This is a genomic window from Microcoleus sp. F4-D5 (genome assembly GCF_036704885.1).
In the GTDB taxonomy this organism is placed as follows: Bacteria; Cyanobacteriota; Cyanobacteriia; order Cyanobacteriales; family Microcoleaceae; genus Microcoleus.
This window is the reverse complement of the sequence record NZ_JAUBSX010000001.1, coordinates 1-24,979: the sequence shown is the minus strand read 5'-3', so window position 1 is coordinate 24,979 and position 24,979 is coordinate 1. Positions and strand designations below refer to the sequence as shown.

Sequence of the window (24,979 nt, the reverse complement as noted above, 5' to 3'; positions counted from 1 at the left end):
CTTTTTTCACACTAGCCATTCGGCAGCCGACGAAACACTCTAAATTTTTGTAAATTTTTGTAAACTTTTCTGGAATTGCTGAAACGGCTGTAAGCACTCGAACTCAAGCATTATCTGAGACCGATATCCGTCAAGATTCGCTCGATTTTTGGTAAATTTCGTGCTGTGAGCGATCCCCAACCGTAAAAGTTTGTGGTAGTCTGTTGCAGTTCGTGAACAAAACACAAATTGCGGATCGAGTATGAGTTGTCAAGTGTTAGGGAAGTTTCCGCCAATTTTTTTCGCGGCTGAAGCATTAAAGCAAAAACGCACCCCGATACTTTGCTTTGACTCACGGGGGAATGGCGAAGGGCAAGAGAGAAATCCTTGACGCCCCCGGCTAAACGGCAAATCCTCCAATCTCGGTTGGCAATGGCTATTCACAAAAATGGACGTATGAAGGAAAAATTTGTTGGTGGTCTGCTCGCTGTCCTGTTAGTTCCTGTAGTAGGAACGGCATCCTCTTGTCACGCACAAGCAACAGATGTCGTCAATCAAAACTCTCAGGTTTCCAAGCAAGTAATTGCCACCCAATCGTCCCCGCAGTTAAACGCTACTCGGGTCGAAGCACAAAAAGTCGGACAGTATCAGTATCAAGCAAGAGCTGAAATTGCCCGAGACTCGATCGCCAAAATTCAGCCCCACGACTTAGGCGGGCGACAAGCAGCGACAGTCTACGTGCGAAACATTCCAGTCATCACCTTTCTGAACGCGAATCCGGAAACAAACACGCCTTTGGGAGAAACTGGCGACAGCCAAGCCGATGCTGGCAGTCCGTCGAAAGTAGCGGGCGCGAGAGAAACTCCAAAAGTCGGCAACATTGCCAGCAACTCCAACAACCAAGAACCCGATCCAGTGTGGCGGGCATCAAGCTTGGCAGCAAGACTCAACCAGCTAGCCCGCAGCAACATCGATCCGAACAGCATTACCGTTAAGTGGGAAAAAGGCGATCGCTACATTATTCAGGCAAACGGCGAGGACTTGGTAAACATCAACGCCGAAACAATCCTCCCCGACACCACCAGCGACTTTAGCCGAGACGCCCTGCAAGCAACCAATCGCCTCCGCCGGCTTCTGGGCAACGCCCCACCCCTGCAAGAAGTCGCAGGCCAACCCCAACCAAAACCCCCCGTGCTGTCTATGGGCCCAGTTCAAGTGCGCCTCAGCGGCTGGGCTTCCTGGTACGGCCCGGGATTTGACGGCAACCTCAGCGCCAGCGGCGAGCGTTTCAACCAAAATGATTTGACCGCAGCCCACCGCCATTTGCCCTTTGGAACTAGAGTCATGGTGAGAAATCTCGACAACGGCCGCACTGTGGTCGTCCGCATTAACGACCGGGGCCCCTATGTGGGCGATCGGCTCATAGACTTGTCCGCCGGCGCCGCCAGCGTACTGGGAATGATTAGCAGTGGCGTTGCGAGAGTGGAAATCGAAGTGATCGAACCGCAGCAGCAAACAAAAGTTGAACGCTGAACGGTACTCTAAGGCAGAATACAAAAGTTATCCGAACTTTAGAAGGCAGAAAGTAGAATAAAACTCACATCTTGCATCATTACTTTGTGGAAGAGGCCCGAAAGCCTGTTAATCAAGGATGGTGCGAGATGTCAAGCCAAAAAATTATGACAAAAAAATTCTGCCTTCTGCCGAAGGCCTTCAGGAGATTCTACCGGTGCGCCTGTTTACTACCATTGCAGCACTTCGCTGCTACTTAAATTCGCAAAAGTCTGCTGCACCTCATTTGACAGTCGGTTTGGTGCCGACTATGGGAGCTTTGCACGCAGGACATCTGAGCTTGATCCAGCGGGCAAGGCAAGAAAATGCGATCGTCCTGGTCAGTATTTTTGTCAACCCGCTGCAATTTGGGCCAACAGAAGATTTTCAAGATTATCCTCGGAATTTCGAGCAAGACCGGTGGCTGTGCCAACAAGCTGGGGTTGACGCCATATTTGCTCCCTCAGCAACCGAAATGTTTGGCAGCCAAGCGGTCGATTCCCTACGGGATAGCTTCGCCGCGCGTACAGAAACAGAGAAAACCGCCCAAAAACAGATTCACCTTTCATCCTTAACTCAAGTAGTCCCGCCACCGGCGATGACATCGGTTTTGTGCGGCAAGGCAAGGCCCGGTCATTTTCAGGGCGTCGCGGTAATTGTTACTAAACTGTTGAGTTTGGTGCAGCCGACAAAAGCTTATTTCGGTCAGAAAGATGCCCAGCAGCTAGCAATTATCAGGAAGCTGGCTGTTGATTTTAACTGGCCTGTAGAGATTGTCGCTTGTCCGATCGTCCGCGAAGAGTCGGGACTGGCAATGAGTTCTCGCAATCAGTATTTAACAGCAGAGCAAAAACAGCAAGCCTCCGTACTCTACCGCGCGCTGCAACAAGCCTCGGAAACTTTTGCTTCAAACCGCAGCGCCGCAGCCGCACTCGCTGCGGTGCGCGCAGAAGTGGCAGGAGAACCCGCAGTAAAGATCGAATACGCCGAAGTCGTCCATCCCGACACTCTGACGCCGTTGCAGGTTGTTGAAACTGCGGGACTTTTAGCCGTGGCAGCCAGAGTCGGCTCTACTCGCTTGATTGACAATATAATTCTCAGGAATCGCCGACCAATTGTGGCGATCGACGGCCCGGCGGGAGCTGGCAAATCTACCGTCACTCGCCAAGCAGCAACAGCTTTGGGCCTGTTTTATCTAGATACCGGCGCGATGTATCGGGCGCTGACTTGGCTGGCATTGAAAACAGGCACACCGATTTCCGACGAATGCGCGATTGCCGAATTAGTCAGCTCCAGCTATTTGGAATACAACCTCGATCCGGCATCTTTGATGCTGAAGGTTAATGGCGAAGACGTAACCGAGGCAATTCGCAGTTTGGAAGTGACATCCCGCGTCTCGGAAATGGCGGCAATTCCCGCCGTGCGGCAGTTTTTGGTCGAGGAACAGCGGCGCTGCGGCACAAAAGGCGGAATTGTGGCAGAAGGCCGCGATATCGGCACTAACGTGTTTCCCGATGCGGAACTAAAGATTTTTTTGACTGCTTCGGTACAAGAGCGATCGCGCAGGCGGCTGTTACAACTTAAAGACACCGATCGGGCTAATATTAGCTTGGCCCAATTGGAGCAAGACATCGCCCTGCGGGACGAAAAGGACAGCACCCGCGAGGTTGCACCTTTGCGCAAAGCCGCCGATGCTGTGGAAATTCAAACAGACAATCTGACTGTTGCTGAAGTTATCGATCTGATTGTCGGCTTGTACAAAGAGAGAATCGGCCCTAAAAGTTAATTTGAGGAGGCTCCGGGCGGGCGATCGCCCTCATATCAAATCCGGTTAAACTCACATCTTGTACCATTCTCGCTCGCGCAGGCTTTCAGGTCTATCCCACAAAGACTCAATTTTCTTGCGGCCAGGGCTCTTCTAGCCGGCCCTTGAAAGGCTTATTAACAATAGTGCAACATCTCCACGTTAAACCAACTTGCCGTGTCAGGTAGGGACGCGGGCCGATGCGGGCTGAGTCCCTAAGAATATCGTGCCATTAATCCGATTTGAGCGCCGTTCCCCCGGCTGGGGAAAAAGTTCAACCATCCAGCGTTTTCATGGGTTAGGAAATTTCTGGCACACAAATCTTAAATTTTTTTATCCTGACGGACTTCCCGCGATCGGTTATTTCCAGTAGCATTTTTACGAACTGTCCAATTTAAGATTATCCTCTTAAGTGGATTAACTTGATATCAACATAAAATCTCAAATTAACTGTGCAAGGTGTGAAGGAGAGAATGACGTGACAAAATTGAAACTGCTGTGGAGGCGGCGCAAAACTTTAATCGTTGCTTTTATGGCCGCCACAGGAAGTTTTTTGCTGGGTGTGACGCTGCCGATTAACTTGCGGGCCAATCAGCCATTGGAACCGATTCAGGCGCAAGTCTTGGCAGTATCCCAGTCGCAAGAACAACAGCCGGTCTCCAATATTAATCAGTTTTCCAAGGCGATCGCCAATCGAGTAGAATTTTCCCAAAAAGCTCTAGCCCAAGTGCAGGCAATCCGCTTTCAATCAGCCGTACCGTCGCAGTTTAAAGGTACAACCATTCGTGAGGCAAAACTCGACTCCCAGCACAAGGCGATCGCCCTGACATTTGACGACGGCCCCTGGCCGACAACAACTACACAAATCCTAGATATTCTCAAGGAAAACAATATTAAGGCTACATTTTTCTGGGTAGGAAGATACCTGCAATCTTATCCCGAAATTGGCAAACAGGTTGCAGCAGCAGGTCACGCGATCGGCAACCACACTTGGAACCACGAATACCTTAAGTATAACGAATACGGTGCCGCTCGCGAGATCGATCGAACTTCATCCTTAATAGAGGACTTGACCGGCATCCAAACATCGATGTTCCGCCCGCCAGGAGGCATTTTAAATAATGGATTGGTAGCTTACGCTCAAAAGAAAAATTATGCAGTTGTGATGTGGTCTGCTGATTCTTTTGATTGGCGCACTCTTACGGAATCTTTGATGGACAACGTGATGAGGCAGGCAAATTCCGGCGGCATCGTGTTGATGCACGACGGCGGCGGCAATCGAGCGAGAACAGTAAAAGCTTTGCCTGATATTATTGCTCGATTGAGAAAGGAAGGGTACAGTTTCGTAACAGTTCCCGAGTTATTGCAGATGCAAGAACAACAGTTAAAACACCAGGAAACAGCACAAAAATAAAAATTTGGCAAAGTGGGAATTTCTACCATTTTGCCATTCTTTTGTATGGAGATGGCTCTATTTTTCAGAACGAGGGCTATCTTCAACCAGACAAATCGATCGACAATCGCTATGCTGTAACAGAAACAGAGCATCAGTCCGATCGCCAGTCGATCGCGTACCAGCGACGATCCAAAGTCTCAGTCCGACAGGGTTGCCCCCGCCTTCCCCGACCGCACCCAACTCCCCGAATCCGACGGCACGTTTGTGAAGAACTTTCCAGAACATCCGCAGACTGTTGTGCTCGCAGACTCCCTAGAAAGCACGCTGCAAAAGCTTCACCCGGACAGACAATATGCGTGCGATCGGGCTCGATAGTGGCATTTACTGGCGCGAAACTGACCCACCCGAACGCGGAGCCGAAGCCCCTGACTGGTTCTACGTCCCCAACGTTCCGCCTCTGTTAGACGGAGAAATTCGCCGCTCTTACCTGCTGTGGCGCGAGTATATGGTGCCAATAATTGCGATCGAATTAGCCAGTGGGGATGGTTCCGAAGAACGCGACAACACCCCCTTATCTCGTTTGCCAGAAGGTATTACTCAGAAACCAGGGAAGTTTTGGGTATACGAACAGATTATCGCATCCCCCACTACGCCATCTGCACAATTAAAACCAGCCAACTGGAAGTCTACAACTGGGTGAACGCCCGCTATTGCCTGTTGGAACGGAACGATCGCGGACATTACCCGATCGACCGCATGGGAGTAGAGTTAGGCGTATGGTTCGGCAGCTATCAAAATCAGACACAACGGTGGTTGCGCTGGTGGGAGAACGAAGGGAATTTGTTGCTGACGGGGAGCGAGCAAGCTCGACTCGAACGCCTCCACACCGAACAGGAACGCCAGCGGGCTGAAGCTGAGCGTCAACGAGCCGATCGCGTGGAGCAAACACAACGAGATGCCATTCCCCAACGACTGGCAATCGGTTTGACTGTCGAACAAGTTGCCCAGGCGCTTTCTCTGTCGGTGAAAGAGGTGCAGCGATTGGGATAAAGCTCTGCTTCTTTGTCCTTGCTACTGCAACAACTTCTGCATAAATACACGACATGGACTATCGTTGTATCTCTCAATTGGATAAAAGCCAAGCTTCCTATAAAGTTTGAGTGCCTCTGGTTGTCGCTCTTCGTTTGCTAAGTCAAGCCTAATCTTCCGATAACCTGCCGCGAGTGCGAAATCAAAGAGTATTTGAGCCATTTTCCAGCCTAACCCCTGTCCTCGATACTCTTTGAGAAACCACATCCGCTTAAGTTCGCAGATTTCATCATCGAGTTTTCGGATTGCTCCAGTGCCTACAAGCTGCTCACCATCAACCAATACCAAAAACATGCCGTTATTGTCGAAATAGTGCGATCGTACATTGTCAATATCAGACATCGAATCATAGCCCCTCAACTCATCCTCGGTTAGTACGCCAGGCAAAATTTCTAGACATACCGCAATGACTACTTGCTTGGCTTGTTCAATTTGATGTTGCTTGATTGGTTTAATCTCAACCACTTGCTTTGCTTTAAATTGTCACTACATAACCCAACCTAACATTAGTAGGACTTACGCATAAATATCAAAAAAACCGGGTTTTTCACGAGTGTTAAAATCTCAAACACAATATTTCCGTAAAAAACCAGGTTTCTGCGTAAGTTTTAATCAGCTTAACTTTTCTGTGTCTACAAACAGAACCTTACTTTTAGCCATATTGCCAATTTAGGCTGGAATCTAAGGGCAAATTTTGCAACTGAGAATTCACCCAATTAGCCGCCGCCAAACCCGATCGCAAAGCACCCTCTATTTGACCTTCGCCGCACAAATCCCCCGCGCAAACCAGCGGCAAATTCCCTCCAGCAGGCAAAGAAGAAACAGGCAAAGGATTTCGACAAAAAGCATAGCGCCAGCGGTGAACCTGCAACCATTCCGGCTGTTTGAGCCAAGGGATTAAATATTCAGAAGTGCGATCGAGCAATTCCTGGCCGACAGTTTCCAAATCAGCAGCTTCTAAATAGCGTTCGGCAAAATTTGCGCTGCTGTGAACCACAAACACCGGCTGCGGAGGATCGAGCCGTTTGCTGCTGTCCAAACCAACCCAAGCTAAATCAGAATTATTGGGAAAAGAAACAGATTTCCACTGCGGATGTAGATTGTTCAAATCTTGCTGTTTTGCCGCAGGATAGCCAGCCATAACCGTAATGCAAGGGTCGTACTCCAGAGAACGCAATTTGTCAATTAAATTAGATTTAAAACCAATTTCAGAATTCAAAAACATTAAAGCTTGAGGAGCAGGAATTGCCACAACCACAGCCTTAGCAATCAATTCTTGAGGCGTCTGTAAATTGTCATCAGTAACTTCTAGGGAAAGATGCCACATTTGGTTATCTGTAGTAGAAATAGCTTGTACGCGGCGGCCAAACCAAATTTCTACACCCTCCGCCAGATACTTACCGATAGAATTCATACCCGCAGGTGCGACATAACAACAACTAGCAATAGCAGAAAGTTTCCCCTGTCTGAATTCCCAGACACGATCGGTCCAGAGTTTGAGGATGTGGCGATCGACCAAAGCCTCAATTAACCCCTGCACCGCATCCCCCTGGGGTTCCAGATACCGCGCCCCGTGATCGGCCCTAGTGCCCTGTACGCGCCGGGTTGCAACACGTCCCCCCGCACCGCGAGATTTCTCAACAACCGCCACAGAATAACCAGCTTGACGCAACCGTTGAGCGCAACTGAGCCCCGCCATACCCGCACCAATCACCGCAACATCGAACATAATTAGTCATTACTCTGTAGTCACCAGTCATTAGACATCTCCAAAAACTCTTGTGCAGTAGGCATCCTGCCTGCCCAAGACCAGCTTTTTACTAAATGTCCAGTTATCAGCTTAAAGGCTGCGGGGAAGTTTCAGTGCAATATTTCAGTTTGCGGCCAAACCCTGAGAACCCTAGCTTGTGGGGCGTCCCGCCATCGCCCTGCACCAAGTAGTAGAATAAAGGACAGCACGAATCCACGATCGAGACCAGATCAAAAAAAGCCACCGTAGGTAAATCCTAAATCCTCATGCTTGTCAATCAGCAGCAATCTAAAATCTAAAATCTAAAATCGAATAGGGGAGGGCAACAGTCTTGGACGAACTCAGAGCAGCACTAGAATTGACAACAGAAGAAGAATTGCAGCAACTAACAGAACTTCTGTTCAGCCGCAAGTTTAACCCTTTAGATTACGTGCAAACCCCCGCACCGATAGATGTACAAAGTCGCGATCGCGAAGCGTGGCTCGACGCCGTAGAACAGCGGTTTCGCTATCTTGCAGCCGACGGGTTGACGGTACTCAGAGGGCGAACCCAACAAGTAACTTACAGACAAGCACTAATTCAAGTTTGTCGCTATCTCAAAATCCCTTATCCCAGACAGTTGTCAACCACCGACTTAGAGGCAGAAGTATTTCTGCACTTAATGGGCCGCGCGTGGAAGGGTTTACCTGCAGATGAACAGCAAGCCCTGACAGTGCGCGTACAGCGAGCGATCGTTGATTCTAAACTCTCAGAACCCCTGCCAATTTCTGCAGAAAAAGACCCGTTAGGTTTACTGTTCAAAGGCGGCAGCGCTTTAGCTGTTAGTTCGATCTTAAAACCAATGCTGCTCAAACTAATGGCCAATCAATTTGCGCTGCATTTTGCCACCTATCAAATGGCAAAACAAGGAGTGCTTGCAGGCACTGCAACCGCAGCAACCCAGTTTCAAAATTATGTGGCTATTCAGACGGCGCGGCGCGGTATGGCGGTGAGTGCGGCTCGTTACGGTGCGACGCGGAGCATATTTTCCTTGCTCGGCCCGGTGATGTGGACTTGGTTTTTCGCGGATTTGGGTTGGCGATCGATTTCCACGAACTACGGCCGGATTATCCCGACCATTTTTGCCTTAGCTCAAATTCGATTAACGCGATCGGAATGCGTTTGGGAACTAGCTTAACGATTGTAGATTGTAGATTTGAGATTGGGAGTGTGGGTGAATATCAAAAATTGGTTGAAATTAGCGGCAAAACTGACAGCCAAATATCTCAAGTCTCGCCTTCAAAAACATCCAGATCCCCGCCTGCAAATCCCTTGGAATTTCGCCCAAGTGGGGATGCTGATTTTTCCCTTAATTCCGATTTTAGGAGCTTTAGGTTTATTCCTGGGATTGGCCGGTACTTGCAAGCAAAAGTTCCGTCAAATTAGTCGCCGCCCGCTGAATCGAGGATTCGCAATTCTGAGCGCCCTGCTCGTCATCACAGCCGTTTTTGCCCACAACCGCATTGAGGCTTTTATAGGATTGTACAATTTCTTGCCGTTCTTTATATTGTTTGCCACTTTCAGCAGTTTAATTAAAACTCTGCCTCAATTGCGACAATTATCTTGGACGATCGTAATTAGTTCAATTCCGGTCATAATTTTAGGTCTGGGACAGCAATTTTTAGGTTGGAGCGGCATCGATCTATTGCAGCCTGTTTTTGGCTGGGTGCTCGAACCCAAAGGCAATCCCCCGGGTCGCATGGCTTCTGTATTTATGTACGCTAATATTTTAGCTTGCTATTTGACAATTGCTTTTATTTTAGGACTGGGACTGTGGATGGAAGAACGGTTCAGGAACGAGCAAGCTAAGGGATTTAACGGATTTAACAGCTCGATTTTGAGGGAAGAGGAAAGAAGAAAAAAGGAAACACTTAATGAACCGCTGATTCCCGATAATTACAGATTCCTATTTTTAAGTTTGGCAGCGATCGTCCAGGCTCTTGCTTTGATTTTTACTAATTCTCGCAATGCTTGGGGACTGGCAGTTTTGGCAGTTTTGGCTTTTGGATTTTATGCGGGTTATAAAAAAATATTAGCTGCGGTTTTTAGTGTGGCTAGCACAGTTTTTTTGTCTGCCTTTGGCCCCGAACCTTTACGGCAGTATTTGCGAAGAATTATCCCGGCTTTTTTCTGGGCTAGACTCACCGACGAGATGTTCCCAAATCGGCCGACAGCTACTTTGAGAAAAACTCAGTGGGAATTTGCTTGGTCGATGACTCAGCAGCGTCCTTGGACTGGTTGGGGATTGCGAAATTTTACGCCTCTCTATCAAGCTCAGATGCAAGAATGGCTCGGTCATCCCCACAGTTTGATACTGATGTTGACTGGGGAAACGGGCATACCCGCAACGCTTTTGTTGTTTGGTTTAGTTGGTTGGGTTTTGGCTAGGGCTGTTTTGCTGCTAGCGAATTGGCCGCTTTTTTCTGTGGATATCAAACACGAGCAAATAGCAACACAGGAGGTAGCGGAAAATGTTTTAGCGATCGATCAAAACTCAAAGTTTAGTATTACAAATCAGGTGGATTGTCAAGATTCAAGAGCGACCGATCGCCTAATTTTTTTCAGTTATTTATTAGCCTTCGCAGCCTGTACGCTTTTTAATACTGTAGACGTGACGCTGTTTGATTTCCGACTCAATACTACAAGCTGGTTGCTGTTAGCGGCGATTTGGGGTGTATGCGAAGCTTCAGTTCCATTGTCCAAAAAAGAGGCACTCTAAAAGAGTTTGACACAGATAAACGGATGATACTAAATCTTGGTTATTCACCCCCTTGATGATTCGGCAGTTAAAACCGCTTCTTGTCAAACGAATTATGTCTCCGCAGGCTAAACTATAAAGGGGGTATTTAAGTTGGATTTGGTAGAATTCCTATAATTAATCCGTGTATCCGTGTCAAACTCTCTTAGAGTGCCGTAGCTCATTCCACCGTCACCGACTTCGCCAAATTGCGAGGCTGATCCACATCCAAACCCCGACGCGCTGCAATGTGATAAGCCAACAATTGCAGCGGAATCACTGTCACAATCGGCGACAACAATTCATCCACCAAAGGCACCGGCAAAACGTGGTCAAAAATATCGGCTTCCGCCATACCTTGCTTGGGCGTAACGCCAATTAAACCCGCGTCGCGGGCCTTCGCTTCCTGAGCGTTGGAAAGCACTTTTTCGTAGACGCTTCCGGGCATGGCGATCGCCACTACAGGCACTTTCGCGTCCAAAAGGGCGATCGGGCCGTGTTTCATCTCTCCCGCCGGATATCCTTCGGCGTGGATGTAGCTAATTTCCTTCAGTTTCAGCGCCCCTTCTAACGCAATCGGAAAGTTAATTCCCCGCCCCAAAAAGATAAAATCTTGGGTGTCTGTAAACTGGTGGGACAATTCCTCCACATACTGTTCTTGAATCTCCAAAAACTTCTCAATTTCTGCCGGCAACTGGCGCAAACCAGTAATAATTTCTGCCAATCTCTCAGTGCTGATTGTTTGCCGCTGGTGCGCCAAATCCAAAGCTAAGAAATAGAATGCCATCAACTGAGTCACAAAAGTTTTAGTTGCAGCAACGCCGACTTCTATACCGGCGTGGGTATTGATGACGTGCGGCATCATGTGGGCGATCGAACTTTCAGTCCTGTTAGTAATGCCTAACATTCTCGCCCGAAATTTATCGGTAAAACCAGCGCGGCGCTGCTGTTCCATCCCCAAAGCAGCCAGCGTGTCCGCCGTTTCTCCCGACTGTGTTACCCCAATAGTTAAAGTATTTGCTGTCAGCGGTGCGGGCGCATAGCGGTACTCAGAAGCGTACTGCACCGCTGTGGGAATATTAGCTAATTGTTCCAACAAATATTTGCCAATTAGCGAGGCGTGCCAGCTCGTTCCGCAGGCGAGAATTGAAATTTGTTCGACATCGGCATAAAGCTCGTCGGGCAAGTTGAGATTGATCGGAGAGCGCGGATTTTCCGGCTGCCAATCGCTGTCTAAATAAGCCTCCAAACAAGCTCTGACTACGGCTGGCTGTTCGTAAATCTCCTTGTGCATGAAGTGTTTGAAGCCTTGTTTTTCGACTAAAACCGGACTCCAACCTAGGATGCGCGGGATCTTTTTCAGCCTTTCTCCTGCAAAGCTGTAAACTTCGACTCCCATCGGAGTTAGCCTTGCCAATTCGCCATTTTCTAAGGACAACACAGTGCGGGTGTGAGATACTAGGGCCGGCGTGTCGGAAGCGCAGAAAAATTCACCTGCACCAAAGCCAATCACCAAAGGAGCTTGCTGTCTGGCGACAATTATTTCGTCGGGAAAATCGGCGCAAATAACGGCGATCGCAAAGGCTCCTTCTAACCGATTTACCACCTTGGCAACGACTTCCAAAAACGACAAATCAGCAATTTTCTCTGGTTTTTTCTCTTTTCCTTCTTCCTTCTCGCTTTTTATTTCGGCAAATAAATCAGCTATTAAATGAGGAATAACTTCAGTATCGGTATCCGAGACAAATTTATGTCCTTTTGCTTTCAATTCTTTCCGCAAATCGCGATAATTTTCGACAATTCCATTTTGAACTACCGCAATTCGCCCGCTATTATCCATGTGAGGGTGAGCGTTATATTCCTCTGGTTTGCCGTGAGTTGCCCAGCGGGTGTGTCCGATACCGACGGGAGCCGGAGAGTCTATCTCTGCTAGCTTTTCCCGGAGGTTGTGCAATTTGCCCTTGGCTCGGATGCAGGTAATTTCTCCTTCCGAGATGGTAGCGAGGCCCGCTGAATCGTAGCCCCGGTATTCTAGTTTCTCCAATCCTGCTAGCAAAATCTCGCTTGCTGCTTGCGTGCCGATATAGCCAACGATTCCGCACATTTAACGTACTACTCCTGCTTAGCGATCGCAATAAAACTCACGTTTTATCATTTTTACCTTCTTCCGGCCCCAGAATGCAGATTCCGCGACAAAAAAGAGGGGGCAATGTAATCGCCCCCTCTCTTGTGCCCGTAATTCGATCGGCGTGCCGATCGGTATTTAGTAGGCTAAACCCATACTGCGAGTGGTTTCTGCTCCCAGGTAAACCCGGATGCTCAGAAAATCGGTCGGGCAAGCAGTTTCGCACCGCTTGCAGCCTACACAGTCTTCGGTGCGGGGAGACGAGGCAATCTGAGCTGCTTTGCAGCCATCCCAGGGCACCATCTCCAAAACGTCAGTCGGACAAGCGCGGACGCATTGAGTGCAGCCGATGCAAGTATCGTAAATTTTGACTGAATGAGACATTGAATATAGGCTCCCAACGAGTCACTAAAAATTTGCTGCCTCTGCGAGTGAACAGATTTGACGGCGAGGTGACACCGCTATAGCCTGCACAGAGAATTAAAGGTTAGTCTACCGCAGTGCCTGGAAGCACTTCGCGAAAAAGCGACAAAACTTCACAGTTATTCACCCTGGGAGTCTGATAGAACCCTTTTGGGATCTATTCATTCCCCAACCGTTTGAGCACCAGCCTGATGAAATACAAATTGAGTTTCGCAGTAGCATCGATCGGAGTCTGCTCAAAGTTCACAGGCGAAACTCTTACAGCATTACATCGAAGCGTTTGACCGTTCAATCACCAGCCCGAGTTGCCACCACGACAACTCCAGTTTTCCCCTCCAACGCCATTGTTTTGGCTTTCGTTGGTTTCGGTGCCACTTTAAACCGGATCTTAGTCATCATCTGGGGATAGAGTTTTTACTTTCTCTGCGATGAGTTTATGCGGGTGATACCCCTTGCCCTTGCACAACGGTAATCTTCGGAATATTGATGAGCCCGAGTGCGAAAGTAATCGAGGTTGTGGCTCAACATTTCAATCCAGCCACAGTCATCCGACACTCTGGCTTCTGTGCAATGGATAAAAAACGGCAAGCTGACTGCTATCAAGGGCCAGATGTAGTTTGATGCCATTGGTGCATTTGTAATGGCAGAAGCATCGAGACTCGATACTCGCAAATTGCAGGTATTTTTCACGGCTACACGGAGCTATTAGAGGAATTCTAGCCGTTTGTTAATCGACTTTACGCTGTGAGGTAATGAAGGGAGATCGGGGAGCCAAGAAGAAACCGACGAGACTAGCGAAGAGAATCGGTGTAAAAGTGCTAAACCCTGTCAATTTGGCGAGTAGCAGAGTTGTACTAATTGGAGTTCTAGTAACTGTTGAATTCAGAGCAGCCATTACACAAATCATTGCCAAAGTCTCGTTGGATGCGGGATTAACGATCGCTATTGCTTTTCCTAAACAGGCTCCTATAAAAAACAGCGGGATGATAATTCCCCCCCGCCAGCCTCCATTTACGGTGGTACTAATGGCAAACACCTTAGCAATAACTAAAGTTAAGACAACTCCCAAAGAAAAGTTTCCCTCAACAATTTTTTCAATTTGATGTTCGCCAAAGAAACGAGTGAGCGGAAATAAAGCTGATAAAACACCAAGTCCTAGCCCAGCTAAAGTAGTGCGTACATAGATTGGACTGGGTATCGAATCAAACAAGCGACCTACACTGCGAAATACAGCGATAAAAAACCACCCCATAATTGCACCTAGGATTCCATAAGCAATTGCTGCGCCAAAGTCATAAAGGCTGTGCACGTTGTATTGAGGAAAATGCCAGGTAGGGCCAATTCCTAGCTGGGTAATTGCTACAAAGATGGTGTAACTTGCACAACTTGCCACGACCGCAGGCAATATTGCTTCAAAATACTCCACAACATTCTGATGGTGCAGGATTTCTAAAGCAAAAAAAGTACCGCCCAAAGGAGCGCCGAACAAAACTGTAAAACCAGATGCCATGCCAGCAATACTCAAAGTTCGCAGTGCCTCTCCGCGCAATTGAAAGCGATCGGCCAACCACGTACCAATTGAACCTGTTACTTGCACCATAGGTGCTTCTGGACCAGCACTGCCTCCACTTGCAATACTGATTAGCGACGACAGAATCATCGAAGGATTCTCGTTCATTGGTAATCGCCCACCATTGAGATGAATATTGTCAATAATCAACCCTATTTCGCCAGGATTTCCCAGCCAATGAATGAGCAAACCGACGAGCAAACCAGCAAGTGGCATGATGATTAGTAGAGAAAATCCACTAAAATATTCAAATCCCAGCATTATGTAAGACAAAAATATCCAATAACTTGCAGCAAACAAACCACAAATGATTCCTAGCATTGCCCATATCAATACCGAACGTGTGAGATTTACTGGGTTTCGTTTCATTGCTTATTCCTTGTCCCTAACTAGGCAGTTAGGAAGTCTTAAAAAACTATTTTGTGTAATTGTATACAATTTCTGTTGTCTGCATATTAACCTACCACCCCCACACTTGCTTTTGAGTGTAGATCCGGGCTATCGAATGCGAACAGAGCAATCGCAGTTTAACAAGGGCTGGCAACGGAACTGAGGCATAGGTTATCAGTGGTCTAACCGCCGTGCAACGCCGTCCGCTGAAGCCCTCGCCCTTAGACCGCTTCATCTGTTGGTGGTGTCAATAGCTTAAAAAACCAATTTGGGATCTCTGATGAGGAGCTAAGATCGGAAATAAATGGCACAGTCGAGCAACTTAACCGACAAAGAGTGATAACTCCACAGCGCCATTGCTGCCCCACAAGAAGAAGACTAGACCACCTTTGGGGACAAAACGACAAATTTAGTCCTGGACGCACCGGGGCTGGTGAAACCGGGTTTTTTTAGGAAAAAACAGAGGTTGTGACCCGCAGATTCGGTAAAAAACCCGGTTTCTTTGGTATGTGTGCGTCCAGGACTGAAATTGTGGACGGTATCTTCTATCAATTCAAGAGTGTACGATCGCGATCGAGCAGCCCGCTAGCACTCGGGTATAATTCCGAGCTAACGGGATTGGATATTAGAAAAAACCAAAGTCCTTGCTACAAACCTGGATTTGATATGATAAATGACTAAAGTCCTTACTAAAAAGCGGTGCAAATCGATCGGCTAAAAGCCTAATTTTTCTAATACGGGCTTAGTGGAAACAATATGTCGATCGAGTCCTAGTTTTTTCGGTTCCACACCCAAAGCCAAAGCCACCAACTGCGGTAAATGCAGCACCGGCAAACCCAATTTGCGCCCGATTACTTTTTCCACCTCCGGCTGTCGCGAATCCAAATTCAAGTGACACAGCGGACAAGGCGTTACCATACAATCAGCCCCATTGTCAAGAGCATCTTGAATGTGTTTGCCTGCCATCCCAAAAGATTGGTTAGTAGCATAACTCGCCAACGGCCAGCCACAGCACTGCGTCCGCCCTCGATAGTAAACCGGAGTTGCCCCGATCGCCCGAAATACATTTTCCATCGATTCCGGTTGGTGCGGGTCATCGTAAAGCAGCTTATCCTGAGCTCGCAGCAGGTAGCATCCGTAAAAAGACGCGCACTTCAAACCGGAAAGCTTGCGGGTGACTCGCTTCTGCACCTCCTCGATCCCGTAATCGGCAACGATCGCCCACAGCAGATGTTTCACCTCGGTACTGCCTTGATAAGGCGAACAGCCTTGTTTTTTGAGTAAACCGTTGACTTGTTCTATGTAGTTGGGATCGGTTTTTTGGCAATCCTTGAGGCGATCGTCCACGTGACCGATTACCCCTTGACAAGTGCTGCAATGCGTCAGTAAAGGCAGATTCAATTCCTCAGCCAAAGCAATATTGCGGGCGTTGACAGTATCTTCCAGCAACTGCGAATCTTCCTTGAAAGTGCCAGAACCGCAGCAGGAAGCTTTTTTGAGTTCCACCAGTTCGATGCCCAAAGCTTGAGTCAGGGCTTGGGTAGACAGGTAAAGTTCGCGGGCGGCCCCTTGGGCGACGCAACCGGGAAAATAAGCATATTTGAGATTTGGGGATGGCATAATTGTTTCTGCTGAGGAGACAAGGCAAGGGACAACAAAGGAGGGCGATCGAAGTTGGGATGCTTCCTGCTTCGTTTACCCTCTCCATATCCTTACCTAGTTTTAGACAATTATTATCGATGAGGACGCAGTTTTCAGGTTGGTGGCGGGGCGATCGCCCTAATCTGCTTAACCCTCTTTTGGAAAAATTGCATCGCTGATGGTTCCTCTAGACACTGGAAGCGATCGCACCGTCAAAGTTGTGTATCTGCGATCGCTGGGGCAAGCAAAAATGAGTTACCAATACCAATTTCCTAAATCCCTGCTACAGATAGAGCCTCTAAAATAAATTCCCATCTCGTCAAAGAAGCAATAACTTCCAACGTCAACTTATTTAACTCTTTTTGCACCGCAGCTCTCAACTCTTCTATTTGGTCAAATCTCAACCATTTCAATTCTTCTTTTACATATCCCCACAGTCTTTCTATTGGGTTTACTTCCGGACTGTAGGCGGGTTGAAATAGTAAGATAACGTTCTCTGGTATACTGAGATTTAAAGAGTTATGAAACCCTTCATCCATTACTTGAATTAGATGTAAATCCTCCGGGTACTCACTAGCAAATAACTCTAAAAATTTATCCAAAGCACACGCTAATCTAAATGAGTAAACTCATAAAAAAAACTTGCTCCTGTTAGCGGCTCTACTGCACCATACAACCACAAATAAGTAAACTTCCATTCTACTTTTTCTTGCGGTTTTATGCCGTAAGCTGTTAGCTTTATTCTTTGAATTGTATGCAACCCCATCCGACTTTCGTCTTGACTCCAATACCGCACTTTTTTCCATTGTTTGAAAAAGCTCTGACTTTGACTGACACTGGCTTTAATTAAGATTGGCAGTTTGTTTTAAAACTCTTCTACTGCTCCTATTTTCTGCTTTTTACTCACCGGACGGGGAACTTTTAATTTGCCTTTAAGGCGATATCTTGCCCATGGATGCACTGTCAGATATGCCACGGGAATGTCACAACAGCTTGTCAACCATTGATGTACTTCTTTGTAGCTACTGAATCCTTCTACTTGGTTTAACTCTTCTGATAATTTCTCTACAGTTTCCGGAGTCATTATTCTGGGCAGACCCGGCCGAGGTTTCTGGCATAATAATTGTTCTATTCCCCCAGTTCGGTAGCTAGACAACCATCTTTGTATTGTGGTACGATGCTTACCGTGCGCCGCACCGCAGCCGACAATACACTATCACTGTTTTGGTTTTGAGCCAATACAGAATCAGCAGTTTTTCGTGTCGCACAGCATCTTTTTATCGGCACAGAAAAATTTTCAGTTCTGCTGCGGTTTATCGAATTACAATCTTGACACAGGACTGACATTTTTTTGACCTCTATTTGGCTACTCAATTGCCAAATGCACTTCTACTAACTGTAGCACTATTTTAGAAAATTGGTATAAGTTTGTCAGTTCGGAATGGCGAAGGGCGATCGCACTAGCATAAGTAATTGTTAGGCGATCGACCATAACACATCGTTACAGCCGACCCATTAGAGTGTTATGATTCAAGAGTAAATAATCCAAGGTGGCTGAACAAAACCGTTAGCTTGCTGGGTTATGGGTGGGACTGTACTTCAATGCTGTCGGTAGTTGCAAAATCATCTGGTTCCAGACATAGCGGTAGTTTATGATACTGCTTTTCATCTCAGCCAAGATGTCAAATCATGCAGTCTGGCGAAGCACAAATCCCCCAAACCGTCACAATTTACAAAGCTCCTCAAAAATATCGAGGGCAAAAGTTACTGGAGGAGGGGTTTCAACCCACTGATTTCTCCTACAGCTCTCCCTACATTGATGGGAGTTGCTACTTTGCTAGTTCAAATGACAGAAGTATTGCCTATGAGTTCAATCAAAACTTCAAGAAGGCGTTTTTGAAGTTTTGAAAGATGGGCAAGCTACGATCGAGATTTCAAAATGCTTGTTGAGTATCGCTATGATAAAAATGACTATTATGAGCGGATTGAGGTAGTCCTTACTGGTCGATACTTACTAAACATAAATGATTTGGAGGCAATTCAATAATGTTAAACTCAATAATGTTCAACTGGCAACAGTTAGCCCAGATCGAAGAACTCAAAGAATATTTTGAAACTGATTTCCACGGATTTAGTCAGCGGATTGAGTATTATATTAATGAAATGCAGAAAATCGAAGCAAAAGAGCTTGATAAACTCGCAATTTTACGAGTTATTGAAGTTACCAACGGTTGCACTCAATGGGGATTTAGAAGAAAAGATGAGGGATGCTTATCAGTTGAAATGACCCGTGAATGTATGAAGAAAGTGATTGGATTTATTCAAGATAAAAAAATAGATTTTCCAAGTGGAGAGTCTATTAATTTTACTTCGTCGATTGAACAATTGATTGATGAGGGACGTGAGCTTTACCAAGATGCTTTCAAAAAAAATATTCCCGATAAAGACAAAGAATATTATGCCTATTCGACGGCTCAGTTCTTAGTATACGGTCGACCACGTTTGAATGCAGCACTTCAATTAGTAAAACAGGAGTTTGAATCTCTGTTTACAACGTACTATATCGAAAAAGGTCGCAATTATATTGCCCCATATATTGAGGCGCTTCTTCCTGAAAATCTATGAAATAAGGGGAATAATCCACAATTGATAGACAAAGTGAAATCTCCGATCTTGTAAGTATAGTTGATGTTAAGCTGTCTAACAATTCGCTTGGAGCCGACTGGCGAAAGTCACTGGTGTAGGTGCAATGCTTTTGGCAACCGCTCAAGCACACCCTTAGGCAGAACAGATCGCCCTTGTTAAATTTGTCGTTTTTCCGCCGAGATTAAGCAAGCAAAGATGGTTGGCTCTGTTGTTGAGTCCATAGAAGTTATTGGCGATCGCCAAACATAAGTAATTGTGAAGCGATCGGTGTATAACATATCATTGGATATGACAAAAAGTGATATTTTCGTGTTGAGATCGAGGCGATCGTTTGCCGCTCTATTCAGTCGTTATGTGTTACTGCGAATACGGAAGGAATATGAAGAAGGTTTTTATCGCAGGCGCATCCGCGAAACTCGGGCAGTACATGGTGCAGCCGGCGCTGGATAGGAGCTAAGAGGCGGTTGGTGTTTGTCGGGAACGCAGCGCAGGCAAACTTTACGGGTTCAAGGGGCCTATCACAGTCTTTCCGGGTGCGACGAACGACCCCTCGGTCACCAAGAAGCCAGTCGAAGGGTGTGATGGGATGCTCACCGTGCTGGTATCTTGGGGGTATACCAGCACTCGTCGGGAACGGCGCAGGCTGTCCTCGACCACGCACGCCCGGCGGCGCGCCTCATATTCTCCTGCGGCTGGCACATTACCCGGGACGGCAAAGACCTGTACTGGCGGACTTTCAAATCGGTCGTGAAGGCTGTCGGATGGCTCGCGCGACTGCTTCGCGTCAGCGACCTCGACGACCAACCAGGTGGAGGCGTGCAGGCGGGTGTTTGCGAGCAACACCCGCCTGCGCGGAAGCAACCTGGAAGAAGGGGAGAGCCAATCCCTACCCATATGAAGCGGGGATGTAGGGAGTCCCGTCTTCGCCAGCAACATCACGCGCCGCCTGGACTTTGCCCTCTTTATGGTCGCGGCCTTTGAGAACGGCGAACTAATCCGCCAGACCTCGGCGATAGTCGGCGGCAGAACGCCATCGGCGCTCGCAATCAAGACGGAAGCTAGAGATTGAGAAAATGAATTCTCAAGAAGCACATAACAAGCCGTTCCAGCGGACACGCCTGACGGTGCGTCGCTTAACTCCATCGTTATACAGATGCGATACTTCCATTGAGTCCGTGAAGCCGAGCTCAGTGCGATCGCAAGTAGGAAAGCAAGACGGATCGAATGCGTTTGGGCGTTGCTGTTGAGAATTTCTAGAGGACAAGCAGTCACTAGGGCACGATACTCTTGCAGGTAGTCATTCAATCAGTGCGGGACGCAAAAATTGCTTTGCAACACTATTCGTAGCGCTAAGGTACGGTATGCACCGCCACATAGAGTTTAGGCATCCAGGACTATTCAAATAGCGATCGCCACCCCACAACAGTCTTTAATTTAACACCAATGGCCCACGGCCCCATTGCCTCCACAGAGGGTCAGTTGGAAAAGCGGCAACCCTTTTTCCTGAAGATCCCCCTTTCGGATAAGATTAGATACGCAGCAACCAATGAGGACACGATGTTATGAGCCAAGACGACATTTTTACTAGAGTCCAGAAAATTGTGAAAGAGCAACTGGAAGTCGAGAATCTGAGCGATATCAAGCCCGAATCCAACTTTGCTAACGATTTAGCAGCAGATTCCTTAGATACAGTAGAGCTGGTAATGGCGTTGGAAGAAGAGTTTGATATTGAAATTCCCGACGAAGCAGCCGAAGGAATTACTACGGTTCAAGCTTGTGTAGATTACATCAACAAGGAACTTGCAGCTCCAAAAGCATAAAATACCTGTCTTTTCCCCTAAGAGGAGAGAAGTTAGAAAACTGGAAACTCCTCTTTTGTTCTGCGTTCTGGGTGTTTAATTTTTTGAAACTGAAATCATGACAAATTTAGAGCGTAAGCGCGTTGTTATCACGGGTCTCGGCGCGATTACACCGATCGGCAATACCTTGTCCGAGTATTGGGACGGGTTGGTTGCCGGGAAGAATGGTATAGGCCCGATCACCTTATTCGACCCGTCGCGGCACGACAGCCGCTTTGCCGGAGAGGTGAAGGGTTACGACCCACACGACTATTTAGAGCGCAAGGAAGCAAAGCGGATGGATCGCTTTGCTCAATTTGGAGTGTCAGCGAGCAAACAGGCTCTTGCTGATGCGAAGTTGGAGATTAATGACCTGAACGCAGAACAGGTGGGTGTCATTCTTGGCACTGGCATTGGTGGCTTAAAGGTTTTGGAAGATCAGCAAGAGATCTATCTGACTCGCGGCCCCGATCGGTGCAGCCCGTTTATGATTCCCATGATGATTGCGAATATGGCCGCGGGCCTGACAGCAATTCAAACGGGCGCTAAGGGGCCAAACTCTTGTACGGTGACTGCCTGCGCTGCCGGGTCAAATGCGGTGGGCGATGCGTTTCGCCTAGTTCAGGGGGGTTACGCGCAAGCGATGATTTGCGGCGGTACGGAAGCTGCGGTGACACCTTTGTGTGTGGCTGGTTTTGCTGCGGCCAGGGCGCTTTCGACTCGCAATGATGACCCGACTCATGCTTGCCGTCCGTTCGATCGCGATCGTGATGGTTTTGTCGTCGGCGAAGGTGCTGGCATTCTGATTTTAGAAGAAATGGAACACGCTCTGGCGCGCGGCGCGAAGATTTACGCAGAAATCGTCGGCTACGGTTTAACCTGCGATGCGTATCACATGACTTCTCCGGTACCGGGGGGGGACGGTGCGTCGCGGGCGATGGCTTTAGCGCTCAAGGATGGGGGTTTGACGCCGGATATGGTGAGCTATATCAACGCTCACGGCACGAGCACGCTTCCCAACGATTCTACGGAAACCAAGGCGATTAAGAAGGTTTTGGGAGATCGCGCTTACAAAGTAGCAATTAGTTCTACCAAGTCAATGACGGGTCATCTTTTGGGCGGTTCTGGGGGAATTGAGGCGGTGGCGACGGTAATGTCGATCGCCAATGACAAAGTCCCGCCGACAATTAATCTGGAAAATCCCGATCCTGAGTGCGATTTAGACTATGTTCCTCATACAAGCCGCGATTTAAAAGTGGATGTGGCGCTGTCTAATTCCTTTGGATTTGGCGGGCACAACGTGACGCTGGCATTCAAGAAGTTTGTTCAGTAACAGGTAATCCGAAAGTCGAGAGTTAAAAGGTAAAAAAATATTTTTTTACCTTTGTAGGGTAGGCATCTTGCCTGCCCTAACTTTCTCAAGTATCACCGGAGCGATCGTATGAATCAACCCATTATTCGATTTTTGACAACCAAGAATTATAAAAATCTGCACTTAGATCCATCTGTAAATTTAAACAACCTTAATATATTTATCGGCTCAAACGGTTCAGGCAAAAGCAATTTCATCAGTTGTTTGAATTTTTTAAAAGATTGCCTAATAGCTATTCCCGACTCAAATCGGGACATGAGTAGTTTTGAGGATGCTGTTGCTAAAATTGGTGGCGGTAGAATTTTAGATGTCAATATTGAAAGTCCAGCAAAGGTTAGTATAGCTTGCTGTTTTTCGCAAATTAACCAAACTGGTAATCCTCAAAAAGACAGCGCAATTCTTGATTTCAAACTTTATACCGATCGACAAAACGTAAGGGCGAGTATCTCTGAAGAATATCTGTATGACGGAGAAGATTTGCAGGAAAATTACAGCAGGCAACCTTTCTATTACTATAAATTGCATAACAGAGAATTAGGGCAAGGAGTTTTATCTGTTTACAAGTCTCCCGGTCAAGTGTCAACTCAGTTTGAACCTTTAGATAACATTCCTACAAATTCTTTTGGTTTGTTGACAATTCCGACACTGCTTGAAAATAGTAAATTAGCACCAGAAAATACACCTGTTTACAAAATTAGAAGAGAATTAATTGAATTTATTTCAAAATGGCAATTTTATAATGCCAATAACATGAATTTGAATTTAATTAGAACCGAAGAGCCTAAAATAGGTGGAAGTGATATTTACCTATCTGCATCTGGAGATAATCTGGCCTTAGTTTTGGATAATTTAAGCCAAAAAAATATCGACTTTGAAGATAGCCTGAACGAGGCGATGAAATCGATATTACCAAAAACTCGTCGCATTAGACCTGTACGTTCTGGTCGCCTATCTCTCACTGTAGAATGGTATTTTGAAGATATCAAAGAAGTATTTTACCTTAATGAAATGTCAGATGGAACTGTGAGGATGCTTTGTTGGGCAACTATATTACATTCTCCACTTCTTCCTTCTTTGATAGTTATGGATGAACCGGAATTAGGATTGCACGTATCGTGGATGCCAATTTTAGCTGAGTGGATTAAAAAAGCTGCCACCAGAACTCAGATAATTATTACCACACATAGTCCCGACCTTTTAGATCACTTTACCGATCGTTTAGAGAATGTTCTTTGTTTTTATCCGGAAAACAGAACGTATTTCTCAGTCAAATCTCTTTCAAAAGAACTGCTGAAGCCAAAACTTGAAGAGGGATGGCAATTGGGCGACTTATACCGTGTTGGCGATCCAAGTATTGGAGGATGGCCGTGGTAGTGTGGGTTTTCTCTGGTGGCGGTGAGGCTGAGGTTAGAGGATTCTTTCCTTTTTTAGAAAAAACTTTTCCGGGCTGTAGATTTGAACGAAAAACACCAGTTCGTCAAAAACCCGGCCCTAAAGCTAATAAAGCAGGTAGTTATGGAAGAACAGGTCAAAGCTTAATCGAGCAAATAAAGCAAGAATTACCGATCGCCTTAAAAGCGGAAGCAAATAAATGCGACTTGATTTTAGTTTTTGACGATTTGGATTGCCGCGATTCTCAGACACAAAAATCAAAAATATTGGCAGAGTTATCAAAAATACCAGAATGTGCTGACATCGAAAAATTTGTTGGGTTTGCCGCGCCGGAAATCGAAGCTTGGATTATTGCTGATTGGAATAATTCAATAGCTAAACATTCAGATTTTAGAAGCAGACATAAACGTATGTGTTGGTGGCTGAGTACAGAAAAAAAAGTTTCTTTTGAGAATCCCGAATCATTTAGTGAATACGATCCTCAAAGAGATTGCTGTCGAGAAAAACTATCAGAAGCTTTAATTGAGTCAAGTGTTCAAGATGAGATCGATCGCGATAAAGCACGCTTTTCTAAAGGAGATCATACTCCTTTGCTATTGAGGGAAATCGATCCAAATGAAGTCCAGAAAAAATGTCCCTTATTTCGCGAACTCTATAACTATCTCAATAATTTTTGTCGTTGTCCATAAAGGGTCAGATAAAAATTTATTGAGGTAAACTGTAAGCCAACTTTTGCCAAGCATTAGTAGTGTTAAATTAGATTTTCCCCAAACAAAAAGCGCCCCTATTACTAGGAGCGCTTTTTGTAATCTGGGACTAAAACTTAGCCATTGATAGAAGGAGCAACCAAAGCTACAGGAGTAGTTTCAGCAGCAGCCAAGTCGAGCGGGAAGTTGTGAGCGTTGCGCTCGTGCATTACTTCCATACCCAAGTTAGCGCGGTTGATGACATCAGCCCAAGTATTGATGACGCGACCTTGAGAGTCGATAATCGATTGGTTGAAGTTGAAACCGTTCAAGTTGAACGCCATCGTGGAGATACCCAAAGCGGTAAACCAGATGCCGACTACTGGCCATGCACCTAACAAGAAGTGCAAGGAACGGCTGTTGTTGAAGGAAGCGTATTGGAAAATCAAACGACCGAAGTAGCCGTGGGCTGCGACGATGTTGTAGGTTTCTTCTTCTTGACCGAATTTGTAACCGTAGTTCAAAGATTCGGTTTCGGTGGTTTCGCGAAC

General features: G+C 46.8%; 25 protein-coding genes and 3 pseudogenes. 16 read left to right on the top strand and 12 right to left on the bottom strand.

The features are described 5' to 3' along the window. The first annotated feature begins 366 nt into the window (after positions 1-366). From QUA80_RS00135 to QUA80_RS00120, 4 genes and pseudogenes are all read left to right on the top strand, one after another. Positions 367-1,512, top strand: a complete 1,146-nt coding sequence (locus tag QUA80_RS00135; RefSeq protein WP_333420232.1) for a septal ring lytic transglycosylase RlpA family protein — start codon at positions 367-369, stop codon at positions 1,510-1,512. 196 nt (positions 1,513-1,708) lie between these two features. Then, the gene (locus QUA80_RS00130; RefSeq protein WP_333420646.1) at positions 1,709-3,316 is read left to right on the top strand and encodes a bifunctional pantoate--beta-alanine ligase/(d)CMP kinase; all 1,608 of its coding nucleotides are present in this window, start codon (positions 1,709-1,711) and stop codon (positions 3,314-3,316) included. A gap of 496 nt (positions 3,317-3,812) precedes the next feature. Then, positions 3,813-4,748, top strand: a complete 936-nt coding sequence (locus tag QUA80_RS00125) for a polysaccharide deacetylase family protein (RefSeq protein ID WP_333420230.1) — start codon at positions 3,813-3,815, stop codon at positions 4,746-4,748. A gap of 169 nt (positions 4,749-4,917) precedes the next feature. After that, positions 4,918-5,780, top strand: a pseudogene (locus QUA80_RS00120) (Uma2 family endonuclease). A 21-nt stretch (positions 5,781-5,801) separates the two neighbouring features. On the opposite strand, the gene QUA80_RS00115 reads toward QUA80_RS00120, so the two are convergent. Next, on the bottom strand, positions 5,802-6,284 hold the full coding sequence (locus tag QUA80_RS00115; RefSeq protein WP_333420228.1) for a GNAT family N-acetyltransferase: 483 nt from the start codon (positions 6,282-6,284) through the stop codon (positions 5,802-5,804). A gap of 187 nt (positions 6,285-6,471) precedes the next feature. Beyond that, a complete protein-coding gene (locus QUA80_RS00110; protein WP_333420226.1) occupies positions 6,472-7,548 on the bottom strand; it encodes an FAD-dependent oxidoreductase in 1,077 nt (358 codons plus the stop codon). Between the two features lie 352 nt (positions 7,549-7,900). Here QUA80_RS00110 and QUA80_RS00105 point away from each other — a divergent pair, with 352 nt between their 5' ends. After that, entirely contained in the window at positions 7,901-8,746 is an 846-nt protein-coding gene (locus QUA80_RS00105; RefSeq protein WP_333420224.1) for a YaaW family protein, read from the top strand. 36 nt (positions 8,747-8,782) lie between these two features. Continuing rightward, positions 8,783-10,327 carry an O-antigen ligase family protein gene (locus tag QUA80_RS00100; protein WP_333420222.1) on the top strand — a complete coding sequence of 515 codons (1,545 nt, stop codon included), beginning with the start codon at positions 8,783-8,785 and terminating at the stop codon, positions 10,325-10,327. Positions 10,328-10,526: 199 nt separating this feature from the next. On the opposite strand, the gene glmS is transcribed toward QUA80_RS00100, so the two are convergent. Both glmS and psaC read right to left on the bottom strand, forming a co-directional pair. Further along, a complete protein-coding gene (glmS, locus tag QUA80_RS00095; protein WP_333420220.1) occupies positions 10,527-12,449 on the bottom strand; it encodes a glutamine--fructose-6-phosphate transaminase (isomerizing) in 1,923 nt (640 codons plus the stop codon). A 159-nt stretch (positions 12,450-12,608) separates the two neighbouring features. Further along, entirely contained in the window at positions 12,609-12,854 is a 246-nt protein-coding gene (gene psaC, locus QUA80_RS00090; RefSeq protein WP_015175986.1) for a photosystem I iron-sulfur center protein PsaC, read from the bottom strand. A gap of 525 nt (positions 12,855-13,379) precedes the next feature. Here psaC and QUA80_RS00085 point away from each other — a divergent pair. Next, positions 13,380-13,514, top strand: a complete 135-nt coding sequence (locus tag QUA80_RS00085) for a hypothetical protein (RefSeq protein ID WP_333420219.1) — start codon at positions 13,380-13,382, stop codon at positions 13,512-13,514. A 106-nt stretch (positions 13,515-13,620) separates the two neighbouring features. Here the strand turns inward: QUA80_RS00085 and QUA80_RS00080 are convergent, their stop codons facing one another. The 7 genes and pseudogenes from QUA80_RS00080 to QUA80_RS00055 all read right to left on the bottom strand — a co-directional run bounded on the left by QUA80_RS00080 (position 13,621) and on the right by QUA80_RS00055 (position 17,986). Next, entirely contained in the window at positions 13,621-14,832 is a 1,212-nt protein-coding gene (locus tag QUA80_RS00080) for a chloride channel protein (RefSeq protein ID WP_333420217.1), read from the bottom strand. 735 nt (positions 14,833-15,567) lie between these two features. Next, positions 15,568-16,473 carry a CoB--CoM heterodisulfide reductase iron-sulfur subunit B family protein gene (locus tag QUA80_RS00075; protein WP_333420215.1) on the bottom strand — a complete coding sequence of 302 codons (906 nt, stop codon included), beginning with the start codon at positions 16,471-16,473 and terminating at the stop codon, positions 15,568-15,570. A gap of 293 nt (positions 16,474-16,766) precedes the next feature. Beyond that, positions 16,767-17,096 (bottom strand): transposase, encoded by a 330-nt coding sequence (locus QUA80_RS00070; RefSeq protein ID WP_333420213.1) that lies wholly within the window; start codon positions 17,094-17,096, stop codon positions 16,767-16,769. A gap of 8 nt (positions 17,097-17,104) precedes the next feature. Continuing rightward, positions 17,105-17,290, bottom strand: a complete 186-nt coding sequence (locus QUA80_RS00065) for a hypothetical protein (protein ID WP_333420212.1) — start codon at positions 17,288-17,290, stop codon at positions 17,105-17,107. A 69-nt stretch (positions 17,291-17,359) separates the two neighbouring features. Continuing rightward, on the bottom strand, positions 17,360-17,578 hold the full coding sequence (locus QUA80_RS33665; protein WP_445302190.1) for a hypothetical protein: 219 nt from the start codon (positions 17,576-17,578) through the stop codon (positions 17,360-17,362). Next, positions 17,579-17,704 (bottom strand): annotated as a pseudogene (locus tag QUA80_RS33660) (helix-turn-helix domain-containing protein); the annotation flags it as partial. It abuts the gene before it with no gap. A 156-nt stretch (positions 17,705-17,860) separates the two neighbouring features. Beyond that, positions 17,861-17,986: a hypothetical protein gene (locus QUA80_RS00055; protein WP_333420210.1), complete on the bottom strand. Its 126-nt coding sequence runs from the start codon at positions 17,984-17,986 to the stop codon at positions 17,861-17,863. Positions 17,987-18,183: 197 nt separating this feature from the next. On the opposite strand from QUA80_RS00055, the gene QUA80_RS00050 reads away from it, so the two are divergent. The 9 genes from QUA80_RS00050 to QUA80_RS00010 all read left to right on the top strand — a co-directional run bounded on the left by QUA80_RS00050 (position 18,184) and on the right by QUA80_RS00010 (position 24,431). Beyond that, the gene (locus QUA80_RS00050) at positions 18,184-18,402 is read left to right on the top strand and encodes a hypothetical protein (RefSeq protein ID WP_333420209.1); all 219 of its coding nucleotides are present in this window, start codon (positions 18,184-18,186) and stop codon (positions 18,400-18,402) included. A 138-nt stretch (positions 18,403-18,540) separates the two neighbouring features. Continuing rightward, the gene (locus QUA80_RS00045; protein ID WP_333420207.1) at positions 18,541-19,119 is read left to right on the top strand and encodes a hypothetical protein; all 579 of its coding nucleotides are present in this window, start codon (positions 18,541-18,543) and stop codon (positions 19,117-19,119) included. Between the two features lie 309 nt (positions 19,120-19,428). Next, on the top strand, positions 19,429-19,590 hold the full coding sequence (locus QUA80_RS00040) for a hypothetical protein (protein WP_333420205.1): 162 nt from the start codon (positions 19,429-19,431) through the stop codon (positions 19,588-19,590). 131 nt (positions 19,591-19,721) lie between these two features. Beyond that, a complete protein-coding gene (locus QUA80_RS00035) occupies positions 19,722-20,051 on the top strand; it encodes a hypothetical protein (RefSeq protein WP_333420204.1) in 330 nt (109 codons plus the stop codon). Positions 20,052-20,213: 162 nt separating this feature from the next. After that, positions 20,214-20,387: a hypothetical protein gene (locus QUA80_RS00030; protein WP_333420202.1), complete on the top strand. Its 174-nt coding sequence runs from the start codon at positions 20,214-20,216 to the stop codon at positions 20,385-20,387. A 315-nt stretch (positions 20,388-20,702) separates the two neighbouring features. Next, the gene (gene acpP / locus QUA80_RS00025; protein ID WP_333420201.1) at positions 20,703-20,960 is read left to right on the top strand and encodes an acyl carrier protein; all 258 of its coding nucleotides are present in this window, start codon (positions 20,703-20,705) and stop codon (positions 20,958-20,960) included. Between the two features lie 97 nt (positions 20,961-21,057). After that, entirely contained in the window at positions 21,058-22,311 is a 1,254-nt protein-coding gene (gene fabF, locus QUA80_RS00020; protein ID WP_333420199.1) for a beta-ketoacyl-ACP synthase II, read from the top strand. 108 nt (positions 22,312-22,419) lie between these two features. Further along, positions 22,420-23,724 (top strand): AAA family ATPase, encoded by a 1,305-nt coding sequence (locus QUA80_RS00015; RefSeq protein ID WP_333420197.1) that lies wholly within the window; start codon positions 22,420-22,422, stop codon positions 23,722-23,724. Continuing rightward, on the top strand, positions 23,712-24,431 hold the full coding sequence (locus tag QUA80_RS00010) for a DUF4276 family protein (protein ID WP_333420195.1): 720 nt from the start codon (positions 23,712-23,714) through the stop codon (positions 24,429-24,431). Before QUA80_RS00015 ends, QUA80_RS00010 begins: the two co-directional genes overlap by 13 nt. 134 nt (positions 24,432-24,565) lie before the next feature. On the opposite strand, the pseudogene QUA80_RS00005 reads toward QUA80_RS00010, so the two are convergent. Then, positions 24,566-24,979: pseudogene (locus QUA80_RS00005) on the bottom strand (photosystem II q(b) protein); the annotation flags it as partial.